Source organism: Thioalkalivibrio sp. K90mix, assembly GCF_000025545.1.
GTDB lineage: Bacteria > Pseudomonadota > Gammaproteobacteria > Ectothiorhodospirales > Ectothiorhodospiraceae > Thioalkalivibrio.
On sequence record NC_013889.1, the window covers coordinates 251,092 to 265,504 of the forward strand.

A 14,413-nucleotide genomic window follows, 5' to 3' on the forward strand; every position below is an offset into this window, starting at 1 on the left:
CTACATCCGTTCGGGGGCGGTAACGCCGAGCAGGCGCAGCCCATTGTGCAGCACCTGCTTGATGCCGGTCAGCAGCGCCAGGCGTGCGCCGATCACGGTGGCGTCCTCGGCGTTCAGGAATGGGACGGCGTTGTAGTAGGTATGGAAGCCGGCGGCCAGCTCGCGCAGGTACTGGGCGATCTGGTGCGGTTCGCAGGCCTCGGCGGCTGCCGCGATCACCTCGGGGAAGCGGTCGAGGCGGTCCAGCAGGTCGTCTTCCTGCGGCTCGGTCAGGCATGCGGACAGCCCGGTGTCGTCCAACGCGCTGGCGGTATGGCCGCGCTCCGCGGCGGTGCGCAGCACGCTGGCGATACGCGCGTGGGCGTACTGGATGTAGTACATCGGGTTGTCGTTGGACTGCGACTTGGCCAGGTCCAGGTCGAAGTCCAGGTGCTGGTCGCAACGGCGCTGCACGTAGAAGAAGCGCGCGGCATCCGACCCGACCTCGTCGCGCAGCTCGCGCAGGGTGACGAACTGCCCGGCACGGGTGGACATCGGCAGGCGCTCGCCCCCGCGGTAGAGGATCGCGAACTGCACCAGCAGCACGTCGAGGCGGTCGGCCTCCAGGCCCAGGGCCTGCAGGGCGGCGCGCACGCGCGGGACGTAGCCGTGGTGGTCGGCGCCCCAGATGTTGATCACGCGCTCGAAGCCGCGCTGGAACTTTTCGCGGTGGTAGGCGATGTCGGAGGCGAAGTAGGTGTAGTCGCCGTTCTCGCGGCGCACTACGCGATCCTTGTCGTCGCCGTAGTCGGTGGAGCGGAACCACAGGGCTCCGTCCTGCTCGTACAGCGCGCCGTGTGCCTGGAGATCCTGCACCGCGGCGTCGATCGCACCGGAGTCGGCCAGGCTGCGTTCGGAGAACCAGCACTGGTATTCGACCCCGAACTCGCGCAGGTCGTCGCGGATGTCTTCAAGGATCGCGTTCAGGCCGCAGTCGAACACCGTGCGGTACAGCTCCGGGCCCAGCAGTTCGCGGGCACGGGCGATCACCGCGTCGATGTAGACCTCCTTGTCGCCGCCGGCCGGCTCGTCCGGCGGGAGGTCGCGGGTGACGGCCGTGGCCGGGTGCACGGCCTGTTCGCCGATCTGCGCGGTCAGGGATTCGGCGACCGGGTAGATGTAGTCGCCCTGGTAGCCGTTGGTGGGGAACGGGACCTGTACGCCGTGCTGTTCCAGGTAACGCAGCCAGACGCTGGCGGCGAGGATGTTCATCTGCCGCCCGGCGTCGTTCACGTAGTACTCGCGGGTGACGTCGAAACCGCAGAAGTCCAGCAGGTCGGCGACGGTGGCGCCGAAGGCCGCGCCGCGGCCGTGGCCGACATGCAGCGGGCCGGTGGGGTTGGCGGAGACGAACTCCACCTGCACCGGGCGGCCGTTGCCCACGCTGGAGCGACCAAAGTCGGCGCCCTGGGCGGCGATGCGGCCCAGCACCTGGGTGCGGGCATCCGCGGCCAGGCGGAAGTTGATGAAGCCGGGGCCAGCGATCTCGGTGCCGGCCAGGCCGGGCACGGCCGGCATCGCGGCGCACAGGGCCTCGGCCAGGTCGCGGGGCTTGGCTTTGGCCGGGCGCGCGAGTTGCATCGCCAGATTGCTGGCAAAGTCGCCGTGTTCGCGGTCGCGGGCACGCGTAACCTGTACCTCGACACCATGATCGGGGGGTATGCGGCCATCGGCCACCAGGGTCTCCAGGGCGGCCGCGAGGGCCTGGGTAAGGGCGTCTTTCAAAGGAACCGGGTCCGTTGTCTCAAAAGGCCCGCATTCTAACCAGAATCCAGGCCGGGTGCCCGCTGGATGCGGGGTTCAGGCGAGGGAGACCGGGTCCACATCGATCGCGATGCGAACCCCACGCGGCAGATCTTCCGTCTGCCACGCATGTCGGGCCTGCGTGAGCGTCCGGTGCAGGGCCTGACGCTCGGCCGCGCGCAGCAGGATCTGCTCGCGGAAACGCCGGTTCACGCGATGGCGCGGGGCGGGGGCCGGACCCAGCACGCGCAGGTCTCCGTGCCGTGCCGCGAGCAGGTGTCCGGCGATGGTCTCCGCGTGGCGATGCGCCGCTGCGGCTTCGGCGGCCTCGACGCGGACCAGGGCCAGGTGCCCGTACGGCGGCAGCCCGGCCGCCTCGCGTTCGGCCAGCAGGGGCTCGAGCATCGCCGGATAGTTACCGGCATCCAGCCCCCGCATCAGGGGGTGATCGGGGTGGCCGGTCTGCAGGAGGACGCGCCCGCCACCGTCACCCCGGCCCGCACGACCGGCGGCCTGCACGATCAGTTGCAGGGTGTGTTCGGTAGCGCGCAGATCCACGCTGAACAGCCCCTGGTCGACGTCAATCACGCCGACCAGTCCGACGCGCGGGAAGTCGTGACCCTTGGCCAGCATCTGGGTGCCGACCACGATCGCGGCATCCAGCTGACGGATGCGGTCCAGTGCGGTCTCCAGGGCCCCTTTGTGGCGCACGCTGTCGCGGTCGAGGCGAATGATCGGCGTCTGGGGGAAGTGCCGGGCCAGGGCCTGTTCCAGGCGTTGGGTACCGAGCCCGCGATTGATCAGGGCCTCGCCGCATTCCGGGCAGCGTTCCGCCCGGCGCTCCTGGTGTCCGCACAAATGGCAGATCGCGCGACGATCCTGGGTATGCACGGTGAGGTGAGCATCGCAATCCGGGCAGTCGGCGACCCAGCCACAACTCTCGCAGGCGAGCACGCGCGCAAAGCCGCGCCGGTTGAGCAGGACAAAGCACTGCGCTCCGGCGGCCAGGGTCTGTTGCATGGCATCCAGCAGCGGCGCGGTCAGGCCCTCGTCCGGGCTGTGCACGCGGGTGTCGATGGTCTCCACACTGGGGGGTTGCGTGCCGTCCGGGCGGGAACGCAGATGCACATGGGTGTAGCGCCCCTGGCGTGCGGCGTGCAGGGTCTCCAGGGTGGGTGTCGCCGAGCCCAGAACGACCGGGGTGTGCTCGAGCTGGCCACGCTTGATCGCCAGATCCCGCGCGCTGTAGCGAAAGCCGTCCTGCTGCTTGAACGCGCTGTCGTGTTCCTCGTCGACGATGATCAGGCCCGGCTCGGGCAGCGGGACGAACAGGGCGGAACGGGTCCCGACCACGATGCGGCGTTCGCCCTGCCGGGCTGCCTCCCAGGCACGCAGGCGCTCACCCTCGGCCAGGCCGGAGTGCAGCAGTGCAACCTGTCCCGGAAAGCGCTGCTGGATGCGCCCGGCAAGCTGGGGCGTCAGTGCGATTTCCGGGATCAGGAACAGGACCTGACGGCCACGCGCGACCGCATCGGCGGCCATGCGCAGATAGACCTCGGTCTTGCCGCTTCCGGTGACGCCCTCCAGCAGCATCGGGCGGGGGTCGTCTGGCGACACCGCCGCGATGGCGGCCTCCTGCTCGGGGGTCAGGGTGTAGCCGGTGCCGGTAGGGGGCGCTGGAGCAAGCGGATCGGCACGCGTCTGTTCCAGCCAGCCGCGTGCCTCCAGCTGTCGCAGATCCTTCGCGGTGATCTGCAGGGCGGCCGCGGTGGACAGTGTCGTGCGGTCCAGCGCGGCGCCGAGCGCGGGCAGGGCACGCAGGATGGCGAGCTGGCGGCGGCCCCGTACCTGCCCTTCCGCGAGTGCCCTGTGGCCCGCCGCCGTGAGCCGCCAGAGGGGTTCGGGGGCCAGGATGGGCAAGGGGTGGCCACGCCGCAGGGCGGGGGGCAGCGCGCTCAGGAGGGCCTCGCCCAGTGGGTGGTGGTAGTAGCGGGCCCCGAAACGCAGGAGTTCCAGCACCATCGGCGTCAGGATGGGCTGCGCATCGGGTGAACCCAGTGCCTCGCGCAGCTTGTTCTCGGGCACGTCGCTTTGATTCGCGAGTGCGACCACGATGCCGATCGCCTCGCCACGACCGAAGGGTACACGGACTCGTTGCCCGGGCCTCAGATCGGTGTCTTCGGGGATCCGGTAGTCGAACAGGCGGTCCAGCGGTCGGTCGAGTGCGACCTGGGCAATTCCGGTCTCGGGCATGTGGCTAGTCTACGCCAGTCCGCATACGCACAAGAGTGTGACCGTTATCCACAAAACCTGTGGACAACTCTGTGGAGGAAATGGGGTGAAAGCCGCTAAACGCCTGTTGCTGCTTGGTTCGTATCAGAATGGCTAAAAAGCGACCAAAGTGTTTTTGTTTCGTGTTATCAGCTAGTTGTGTGTCATTGATGATATCGGTTGGCTGTTGTGTCACCTAACTGCCATCGTTTGTATCCACCTGTGGGTATCCTGTACAGGTCGTGTACAGGGATTGGTCCGGTATTGGCCTCTCGGAGGGCTGCGCACAAAAAAGCCCGGCCACCGAAAATGGGGCCGGGCTTGCAAGCGGAAACCGGGCGCGAGGCCCGGCATCGGTCTAGCCGAGGGCCTTGACCGATGCCACCAGTTCGGCGGCTACCTTCTGGCCGTCGCCGTACAGCATCTGGTTGTTGTCGGCATAGAACAGGTGGTTCTCGATGCCCGAGAACCCCGCGCCCTTGCCGCGCTTCACGCAGATGACGTTCTTCGCCTGGTCGGCGTTCAGGATCGGCATGCCGTAGATCGGCGATTCCGGATTGGTCCGGGCCACCGGGTTCACGACGTCGTTCGCGCCGATCACCATCGCGACATCCGCGGTCTTGAACTCCTCGTTGATCTCGTCGAGATCGAAGATGATGTCGTAGGGCACGCCGGCCTCGGCCAGCAGCACGTTCATGTGCCCGGGCATGCGGCCTGCGACCGGGTGGATCGCGAACTTCACGTCCACGCCGCGCTTTTGCAGCAACTGGGTGAATTCCCAGATCTTGTGCTGCGCCTGCGCCACGGCCATGCCGTAGCCCGGCACGATGATCACCTTCTCGGCGTAGGCCATCATGATCCCGGCGTCGTTGGCCTGGATCTCCTTCATGGTGCCTTCGATCGCTTCTTCGGCGCCGCCGCTGGAACCCCCGAACTGGCTGAACAGGATGTTCTTGATCGGGCGGTTCATCGCCTTGGCCATCAACTGCGTGAGCAGCGTACCGGCCGCACCGACCACGATACCGGCGATCATCAGGGCCGGGTTGTCGAGGACGATCCCCTTCAGGCCGACCGCGAGACCGGTCAGGGCGTTGTACAGCGAGATAACCACCGGCATGTCGGCGCCGCCGATCGGCAGGGTCATCAGGATGCCGAAGGCCAGCGCCAGCACGAAGAACAGCAGCAGGCTGAACGACCCGATCTCGCCGCCACTGGTGGCCATCATGAAGCCCAGCAGCACGGTGATCGCGAAGATCGCGATGTTCACGATCTGCTGGCCGCCGAAGGTAAAGGTCTTCTTCATCAGGCCTTCAAGCTTGGCGTAGGCCACCAGCGAGCCGGAGAAGGCCACCGAGCCGATCAGCGAGCCGGTCACCGCGATCGCCAGGCCGGTGTTGGTGACCGTCTCCGGGGTGGCCTGCAGCAGGTAGATTGCACCGATACCGGCCGCGGCGCCGCCGCCCATGCCGTTGTAAAGCGCGATCATCTGCGGCATGTCGGTCATCGCGACCTTCTTGCCGCTCCACCAGGCCAGCGCGCCACCGATGGCGATACCCAGAATGATCAGGGTGTAGTTCACGCCGCCGGAGATCTCCGGGTGCACGAAGGTCACGAGCGTGGCGATCACCATGCCCACGCCGGCCCAGATGATCCCCGGACGTGCGGTGGTCGGGGAGGACATCTGCTTGAGGCCGACGATGAACAGCACCGCCGCCGCGAAGTAGGCGAGGTTGATGATCAGACTCATGCCTTATCTCCCTTCTTGTCGTCCTTCTTGCTGGTCGTGAACATCTCCAGCATGCGTTCGGTGACGACATAGCCACCCACGGCGTTGCCCGCGGCCAGGATTACGGCGACAAAGCCGATCGCCTGTTCCAGCGGCGTCTGGGCATGGCCCAGCGCGACCATGGTCCCGACCAGCACGATGCCGTGGACAAAGTTGGAACCGGACATCAGCGGGGTGTGCAGGATGACCGGCACCTTGGAGATGATCTCGTAGCCGGTGAAGGCCGCGAGCATGAAGATGTACAGCGCGATAAAGCCTTCGATGATCATGATTGCGCTCCCTTCAGGGCCTCACGGGTGGCCTCGTGCACGATCTCGCCGTCGCGGGTCAGCACGCTCTTGGCGATGACCTCGTCGTCCCAGTCCGGCTTGAACTCGCCGCCCTCGGCGATCATCGGCGTGAGGAAATTGAGCAGGTTCTTGGCGTACATCTCGGAGGCATGCAGCGGGACCTGCGAGGGCACGTTCAGCGGGGCGTGGATGATCACGCCCTTGTGCCGGCTGGTCTTGCCTGGCTTGGACAGCTCGCAGTTGCCACCACCCTCGGCCGCGAGATCCACGATCACCGCGCCCGGCTTCATGCCCTCGACCATGTCCTTCGGGATCAGCTTCGGGGACTCGCGGCCCGGGATCGCGGCGGTGGTGATCAGCACGTCGGCCTTGGCGATGAACTCGCTCAGCGCGTCCTGCTGCTGTTGCTTCTCTTCCGCGGTCAGTTCGCGGGCATAGCCGCCTTCGCCCTCGGCGGAGACGCCCAGATCGAGGAACTTCGCACCCAGCGACTCGACCTGCTCCTTGGTCGCGGAGCGCACGTCGTAGGCCTCGACCATCGCGCCCAGGCGCTTGGCCGTGGCAATCGCCTGCAGCCCGGCCACGCCGGCACCGATCACGATGACCTTGGCCGGGCGGATGGTGCCGGCCGCGGTGGTCAGCATCGGGAAGAAGCGGCAGGAGAGATCCGACCCCATGATCGCGCCCTTGTAGCCGACCACGGCCGCCTGCGACGACAGCACGTCCATGCTCTGGGCGCGCGAGATGCGCGGGATCAGCTCCATCGCGAAGCTCAGGATCTTGCGTTCCTGCATCGCCTTGACCACGTCCGGGTTGCGGTGGGCGTGGAACAGGCTGACGACGGTGGAGCCCTCCGGCAGCTGGTTGACCTCTTCCACCGTCGGTGGGGCCACGCGGACCATCAGGTCCGACTGACCGTAGGCCGTCTCGGTATCGACCACGGTGGCCTTCTCGTAGGCCGTGTCCGGGAAATGGGCATTGGAGCCGGCACCCTTCTCCAGCTGCACGGTGACGCCCAGATCGCTGAACTTGGCCGCCACCGTCGGATCCAGGGCCACGCGACGTTCGCCGCTGGCGGACTCCTTGGGAACGGATAATTTGATTGCCATGCGCTCTCTCCCCGGGCCAAGCGTCCCCGCAATCCCTCCGGGACGTTCGGCCGCGCTCGCGGGTGGTATTAAGGACGCCGAACAAGGCTTTTGTGGCCCATTCGGCGGAAAAAACGGCCAGCAAGTGTAGCGGAATCGCCTTCGCGCTTAAACAGCCCGTTGATGGGGCGCGTTCTCCGGGCCCGCATCCACGCGCCCAACCGGTGTTCATGCGGCTGTAATTGCGTTGCGGGCTCGGCCTGTTTATTGTCAAGCAAGTTTCGTGCGATCCCGCACCGCGCCAGCGGTCGACTCGGCGAAGGGGACATGGATTTGCTCACGCCCGGCGGCGTCGGGCCTGCTCAAGTTCCGCGTGAGCAAATCCGTGTTTCCTTGGAGACGGGACGAGGTCATGTTGCCGACCGAGCATCAGGTCCTGCGTACGGACGCCGCGGGTATGCCACTGGAATGGATCGGCCTGGAACAGGCCGTGCGCCTCTACTACACCGAGCAGGTCGCCTACGCCTGCGGGAGTCTGCTGTATCGCGTGCGCGGGGGCATCAACGCCCGCACCGGGCTGCAGTCCCGGGTCGAGGTCAACTCGATCATCGCCACCTTCGGCACCCGCCAGTCCCGCTTCAATCACTATATCCCGCCGCTCAACAACACCACGCTGTTTCGCCGCGACGCGCATCTGTGCCTGTACTGCGGCCAGCACTTTTACGAGCGCGATCTCTCGCGCGACCACGTCACCCCGATCAGCCAGAACGGGGCCGATACCTGGAACAACGTGGTGACCGCCTGCAAGCGCTGCAATAACCACAAGGCCGGCCGCACCCCCGAGCAGGCCGGCATGCAGCTGCTGGCGATCCCGTTCACGCCCACCCACGCGGAATACATCTACCTGAAAGGCAAGCGGGTGCTGGCCGACCAGATGGAGTTCCTGCTGGCGCACTTCCCCCGGACCAGCCCCCTGCGCGGCCGCCTCGGCTGACCGCACCCGCGCGCCCCGTGCGCGGCTCGCGCTATCCTTGGCAGGGAGCCAACCCAACGGGCGTGACTCCGACAGGAGTCATCCATCCTCTATTGCCGCAGGGAGCACCATGAAGTACTTCGGAGAAGCGGACTACCGCCATGGCCAGCCGCGCAAGGCGGGCGTGCTGCTGACCAACCTCGGGACGCCGGACGAGCCCACCGCCCCGGCACTCAAGCGTTATCTGAAGGAATTCCTCTGGGACCCGCGCGTGGTCGAGTTCCCGCGCCCGCTGTGGTGGCTGATCCTCAACGGCATCATCCTGAACATCCGCCCGCGCCGCTCGGCCGCCAAGTACGCCACCGTCTGGACCGACGACGGCTCGCCGCTGCTGGCCATCTCGCGGCGTCAGGTCGAGGGCGTGCGCAACCGTCTGGCCGAACAGGTCGGCGACGAGGTCCCGGTCGCGCTGGGTATGCGCTACGGCAATCCCTCCATCGAGGCGGGTCTGGACGAGCTGCGCCGCCAGGGTGTTCGCCGCGTGATCGTGCTGCCCCTTTATCCGCAGTACTCGGGGAGCACCAGCGGCTCCACCTTCGATGCGGTGGCGGATGTTCTGAAGGGCTGGCGCTGGGTTCCGGATCTCCAGTTCGTCGCCTCCTACGACGCCGAGCCCGGTTACATCGAGGCCCTGGCCAGCAGCGTGCGCGAGCACTGGAATGCGCACGGCCGGGCGGACCGCCTGGTGATGTCGTTCCACGGTATCCCGAAACGCTACCTGCTGAAGGGCGACCCGTACCACTGCCTGTGCCATGCCACCGGCCAGAAACTGGCGGCCAGGCTGGGCCTGAACGACGATCAGTGGCAGGTCACCTTCCAGTCGCGTTTCGGCCGCGAGGAATGGCTGAAGCCCTATACCGACAAGACCATGAAGGCGCTGCCCAAGGAGGGCGTGCGTTCAGTGGACGTGATCTGCCCCGGCTTCTCGGCCGACTGCCTGGAGACCATCGAGGAGATCGGCGACGAGAACCGCGAAATCTTCCTCAAGGCCGGTGGCGAGCGTTTCCATTACATCCCGGCGCTGAACGACCGCGCCGACCACCTCGACTTCCTGGCCGGACTGGCCCGCCAGCACATCGCCCCGTGGCTGGACGACCCGGACAACGCCTTCGAGGCGCGCGCCTCCGCCCGTGAGCGGGCGCTGGCCCTGGGTGCGCAGCAGTAGGCCGCGATGGACGAGACCACCGCGCCTGGGCGAGTCGAGGAGGCACCCGGCGATACCGAGATCGGTGCCGTGATCATCGGCGACGAGCTGCTCAGCGGGAAGCGCCGGGATCGGCACCAGGAACACCTCACCGCGGCCCTGGCGGAGAAGGGGCTGGAGCTGGCCTGGATCCGTATCGTCGGGGACCACGCCGGCCGCCTGACGCAGACCTTTCGCGAGACCCTGGCGACCGGGGCGGAGGTGTTCAGCTTTGGCGGGATCGGCGCCACACCGGACGATCGCACCCGCGCCTGCCTGGCCAAGGCGCTTGGTCTTCCCCTGCGGCCGCACCCGGATTTCATGGCCATCCTCGAGGAACGCTTTGGCGCAGAGGCCTGGCCGCACCGCGTGCGCATGGCCGAACTGCCGGAAGGGGCCAGCCTGATCCCGAATCCGGTCAACGGCATCCCGGGGCTTAGCTGCGGGCGGCATCACTGCGTGCCCGGATTCCCGGTCATGGCCGAACCGATGGTGCGCTGGGTGCTGGACCAGCGTTTCCCCGGGCGCGATGCCGCCGCCGGCTCGGTCGAGGAGGTCCTGGTGCTCGAGAACGTGACCGAGAGCCGCCTGGTCCCGGTGCTTGAGGCCATGGAGGCGGCATTCCCCGATCTGCGCATCTCCTGCCTGCCGCGGATGGACCGCCAGGCCCCGCAGGTCGAACTGGGCCTGCGCGGCCCCCGCGCCCGTGTCACCGAGGGACAGGCCGCGCTGCGTCAGCACCTGATCGCCGGCGGTTTCCTGGGCCACTGACGCGGTTTGGGCAGACCCCGCCGAAAGTGCTTGCGCGGCGAGCCGGGCGGGGTATATTGCTGGCTTGCAGGCATCCGCCTGTGTGCCGCTTGGGCGGTCCGAATGGAAGACCCCGCACGTGAATCTGCCCGTTCCCGGCCCCGAGTGGTCGGACCCTGCCGAGAGGCCCCCGGCCCGCGCGCCAGTCGGCGTCGAATCCCGGGTTCCCGAAGCCTGCGAGCCGGAGGGCTGGCTGGATGCATTGGTGCACGATCAGCGGTGCGTCTGGCCCGACTTCCTGCCTGCGGAGAGCGTCGATGCGCTGCGCGACGAGGTCTACGCCCTGCGCGATGCCGCGCAGCTGGCGCAGGCGCGCATCGGCCGAGGGGGCGAGCGCCACCATGACCGGGCCACCCGCGGTGACTGGATCCACTGGCTGGACGGTGCCAGCCCGGCGCAGCAGGCGTTCATGGAGCGCCTGGACGCGATCCGGCTGCAGGTGGGCCGCACCCTGATCCCGGGACTGTTCGAAACCGAATCGCACTTTGCCCTGTACCCGCCCGGCACCCATTACGCCCGGCATGTGGATGCCTTTCAGGCCGGCAACTGCCGCCGGCTGTCGCTGGTGTTCTACCTGAACCGCGACTGGCAAGAGCAGGACGGTGGCCAGCTCGCGATCTATGACGATGCGGGCCGCGAATGCCAGCGTATCCAGCCGACGGCCGGCACGCTGGTGATGTTTCTCAGCCAGAGCGTGCCGCACGCGGTGCTGCCCACCCGCCGCTGGCGCGCCAGCATCGCCTCCTGGATGCGTGTGCGCGACCTGTCAGGTCCGCTCGCCAGTCTCGACCGTTTTTGACGGAGGCTGGTGGGGCTGTGTTGCAGCACTCGCCACCGGCGCCCATGATCGGATGAAGGGCTATCGGAAGCCCGGGACCGAACGCGGAGCGGCGGGCCACCATGGGCGACAGCTGGCAATCGCATGACAATGTGATATCTATTCAGGGCACCTCTCCGGACGTGTCGCTGCAACCCTCGTCGTATTCCATCTGGGCCGAGCGCTATCAATTGCGCGATGCGCACGGCGAGCCGGTGGACGCCTCGATGGAGGCGATGTTCGACCGCGTTGCGCGTGCGCTGGCGGCCGTCGAGGCGCCGGACCAGCGCGCGCCGATCGAGCGCGAGTTCCGCTGGGCGCTGGACAACGGTGCCATCCCGGCCGGGCGGATCCTGGCCAATGCCGGGGCCGAGGCGCACAAGCCGCAGACCACGCTGATCAACTGCACCGTCTCGCGCACGATTCGCGATTCGCTGCAGGCCATCCTGGATGCCAATACCGTCGCCGGGCTGACGCTCAAGGCCGGGGCCGGGATCGGCTACGACTTCAGCACCCTGCGCCCGAAGGGTGCGCTGGTCGCGGGCGCCGGGGCCCCGACCAACGGCCCGGTCGCGTTCATGCAGATCTTCGACCAGACCTGCCGCACCATCGGCGCGGCCGGCGGCCGCCGCGGGGCGCAGATGGCGACACTGGACATCGGCCACCCGGATATCGAGCGCTTCATCCTTGCCAAGCGCCGCAAGGGGCGGCTGACCCAGTTCAACCTGTCCGTGCTGGTGCGCGATGCCTTTTTGGAGGCCGTGGAGCGCGACGACGAATGGGCGCTGGCCTTCCCGCTGCTGCCCGTGGAACAGGACGGGGTGCCCGCATCCGATCTCGTCTATCGCGACTGGCCGGTGGTCGAGGACGGCTACCGCGTCGACGACCAGGGCCGGGTCGCCTGCCGTGTCTGTCGCCGCGTGCGCGCCCGCGAGCTGTGGGAAACCCTGATGCGCAGCACCTATGACGTCGGCGAACCCGGCGTCATCCTGATCGATCAGGTCAACCGCCAGAACAACGCCTGGTTCGACGAGGTGATCCGCGCCACCAACCCCTGCGTTACGGCAGACACATGGATCCACACGTCTATCGGGCCGCGTCAGGTGCGAGATCTGTTGGGACAGCAATTCCGCGTGAGGGTTGATGGCCGAGACTACACAACGGGCGAACAAGGTTTCGTCCCGACTGGGGCAAAGCAGGTCGTTCGATTGGCTACTGCTGAGGGTTATCAGTTGAAACTGACGGCCGATCACCGGTTGCGTCGCGTTACCCGCTACACACGTTATGTCACGGAAACAGAATGGTGTGCGGCGGCGCGGCTGCGCGAAGGCGATCGGGTGTTGCTCAACGACCATCGCGCCCACGCCGAGTGGCCTGGTGAATACACCCATGAGCAAGGTTACTTGCTGGGTATGTTGGTCGGTGACGGCACCCTCAAGAACGACAAGGCGGTGCTATCGGTTTGGAAGCTGGCCGCTGTTGTTGGCACCAGTCCCGATGCGGTTTCCCCGGCGGGGGTGGAAGGGATTATGGAAGAGGTAATGAGGTCTGCCCGGACCTTGCCACATCGCAGTGATTTTTCAGGATGGCAGGAAGTGGCTGGCCGGAACGAATTCAGGCTTAGCCTGGCTGCCCTAAAGTCTCTGGCAGAAGAAGTTGGCATGGGGCCGGGCGCGAAGTCGGTTACTCCGGCTATGGAGCAAGCTTCAAGCGAGTTTTGTCGAGGATTTCTCCGGGGGATGTTCGACGCTGATGGTTCCGTTCAGGGCGGTCAGCAGAAGGGTGTCAGCGTTCGCCTCTCACAGTCTGATATGTCGCGTTTGGAAGCCGTACAACGGATGCTTCTGAGGCTGGGGATTGCGTCATCAATCTACAGGAACCGCCGTTCGGCCGGGATGCGCCACCTGCCAGACGGTAACGGCGGCGCTAAGGAGTATGCGATCAAAGCGCAGCACGAGCTGATCGTCAGAGGTGAGAACCTCCAACGCTTTCTCCAGCAAGTCGGCTTCGCGGACACGGACAAGAAACGACGTCTGGAACAAGCCCTGGCCCGATACAAGCGCGGCCTGAACCGTGAGCGTTTCGTCGCACGGGTTACGAAGATCGAACCCGGCGGGATTGAAGAAGTTTTTGATGTGTCTGTTCCAGATGTGCACGCATTTGATGCTAACGGTTTGTGTGCGCACAACTGCGGCGAGCAGCCGCTGCCGCCGGACGGGGCCTGCCTGCTGGGCTCGGTGAACCTGACCCGATTCGTGTCCGCGCCGTTCAGCGCCGACACCGCCTTCGACTGGGAACGCTTCGAGCGGGTGGTGCGCGTGTTCACGCGCATGCTGGACAATGTTGCGGACATCTCCGGGTTGCCGCTGCCAGAGCAGCGCGCCGAGATGCTGCGCAAGCGCCGCCACGGCATGGGCATCCTCGGGCTCGGTTCGGCGCTGGCGATGCTGGGGGAGACCTACGGTTCGGAGTCGGCTGCTGGCTTCACCGCGGAGGTCTGTCGCCGCCTGGCGCTGGCGAGCTGGCGGGCCGGCCTGGAGCTGGCGCGCGAGAAGGGCCCGGCGCCGATCATGGACGAGGGTTTCACGCTGACCGCGGACATGCTGCGGCGGCAGCCGGCTCTCGCCGAGGCCGGCTACCAGGTGGGCGACGTGCTGAAGGGGCGCGAACTGCACGCCCGCTTCAGCCCCTACATGCAGCACGTCGCCGTGCAGGACCCGGCGCTGGTCGCGGCGCTGGCCGAGGAGGGCGCGCGCTTTACCCACGCCACCTCCATCGCGCCCACCGGCACCATCAGCTTTTCGGTCGCCAATAATGCGAGCAACGGCATCGAGCCGACCTTTCTCCACCACACCACGCGCAACATCCGTCGCCCGGGGCGGCGCACCCGCGAGGCGGTGGATTGCTACTCGTACGAGCTGCTGGCCTACCGGGCGCTGGTGGATCCCGAGGCGGGCCCGGAGGATCTGCCCGCTAACGCGATCACCGCGGAACGCGTCGGCGTGGACGCCCATATCCGCATGCAGGCGGCCGCGCAACCGTGGGTGGACTCGGCCATCTCCAAGACGCTCAACGTCCCGAGCGATATCCCGTTCGAGGGGTTTAAAGAGGTCTACCTGCAGGCCTGGCGCGCGGGGCTCAAGGGTTGCACCACCTACCGGCCGAATCCGCAGGCGCAGATGGGCGTGCTGGTGGACCCGGAACGCCTGCGCAGCACCTGGTACACCTTTACCCTGACGGACGGCCGGGAGCTGACCCTGCGCGGCGACGAAGAGGTGGAATACGAAGGACAGATCCACACCGCCGCGAATCTCTTCGCCGCGCTGGACGAGGGCTACTACGACGACGTCTGA

The 14,413-nt window shown here is 67.0% G+C and carries 10 protein-coding genes; 5 read left to right on the top strand and 5 right to left on the bottom strand.

The features are described from left to right. From argS to TK90_RS01210, 5 genes are all read right to left on the bottom strand, one after another. Positions 1 to 1,764 carry an arginine--tRNA ligase gene (argS, locus tag TK90_RS01190; protein WP_012981661.1) on the bottom strand — a complete coding sequence of 588 codons (1,764 nt, stop codon included), beginning with the start codon at positions 1,762 to 1,764 and terminating at the stop codon, positions 1 to 3. Positions 1,765 to 1,839: 75 nt separating this feature from the next. Next, complete coding sequence (locus TK90_RS01195; RefSeq protein ID WP_012981662.1) at positions 1,840 to 4,035, bottom strand: primosomal protein N'; 2,196 nt, start codon at positions 4,033 to 4,035, stop codon at positions 1,840 to 1,842. A gap of 376 nt (positions 4,036 to 4,411) precedes the next feature. Beyond that, the gene (locus TK90_RS01200; protein WP_012981663.1) at positions 4,412 to 5,800 is read right to left on the bottom strand and encodes an NAD(P)(+) transhydrogenase (Re/Si-specific) subunit beta; all 1,389 of its coding nucleotides are present in this window, start codon (positions 5,798 to 5,800) and stop codon (positions 4,412 to 4,414) included. Next, positions 5,797 to 6,108: an NAD(P) transhydrogenase subunit alpha gene (locus tag TK90_RS01205; protein ID WP_012981664.1), complete on the bottom strand. Its 312-nt coding sequence runs from the start codon at positions 6,106 to 6,108 to the stop codon at positions 5,797 to 5,799. Before TK90_RS01205 ends, TK90_RS01200 begins: the two co-directional genes overlap by 4 nt. Further along, positions 6,105 to 7,238, bottom strand: coding sequence for an NAD(P) transhydrogenase subunit alpha (locus tag TK90_RS01210; RefSeq protein WP_012981665.1), 1,134 nt, complete (start codon positions 7,236 to 7,238; stop codon positions 6,105 to 6,107). The genes TK90_RS01205 and TK90_RS01210 overlap by 4 nt, the downstream gene beginning before the upstream one ends. Before the next feature lie 391 nt (positions 7,239 to 7,629). Between TK90_RS01210 and TK90_RS01215 the strand changes: the two genes are divergently transcribed. The 5 genes from TK90_RS01215 to TK90_RS01235 all read left to right on the top strand — a co-directional run bounded on the left by TK90_RS01215 (position 7,630) and on the right by TK90_RS01235 (position 14,413). Then, complete coding sequence (locus TK90_RS01215; RefSeq protein WP_012981666.1) at positions 7,630 to 8,211, top strand: HNH endonuclease; 582 nt, start codon at positions 7,630 to 7,632, stop codon at positions 8,209 to 8,211. 109 nt (positions 8,212 to 8,320) lie between these two features. Next, complete coding sequence (gene hemH, locus TK90_RS01220; RefSeq protein WP_012981667.1) at positions 8,321 to 9,415, top strand: ferrochelatase; 1,095 nt, start codon at positions 8,321 to 8,323, stop codon at positions 9,413 to 9,415. Positions 9,416 to 9,421: 6 nt separating this feature from the next. Then, positions 9,422 to 10,204: a molybdopterin-binding protein gene (locus tag TK90_RS01225; protein ID WP_012981668.1), complete on the top strand. Its 783-nt coding sequence runs from the start codon at positions 9,422 to 9,424 to the stop codon at positions 10,202 to 10,204. A 118-nt stretch (positions 10,205 to 10,322) separates the two neighbouring features. Further along, positions 10,323 to 11,042, top strand: a complete 720-nt coding sequence (locus TK90_RS01230; protein ID WP_026148211.1) for a 2OG-Fe(II) oxygenase — start codon at positions 10,323 to 10,325, stop codon at positions 11,040 to 11,042. Positions 11,043 to 11,143: 101 nt separating this feature from the next. Continuing rightward, complete coding sequence (locus TK90_RS01235; protein ID WP_012981670.1) at positions 11,144 to 14,413, top strand: LAGLIDADG family homing endonuclease; 3,270 nt, start codon at positions 11,144 to 11,146, stop codon at positions 14,411 to 14,413.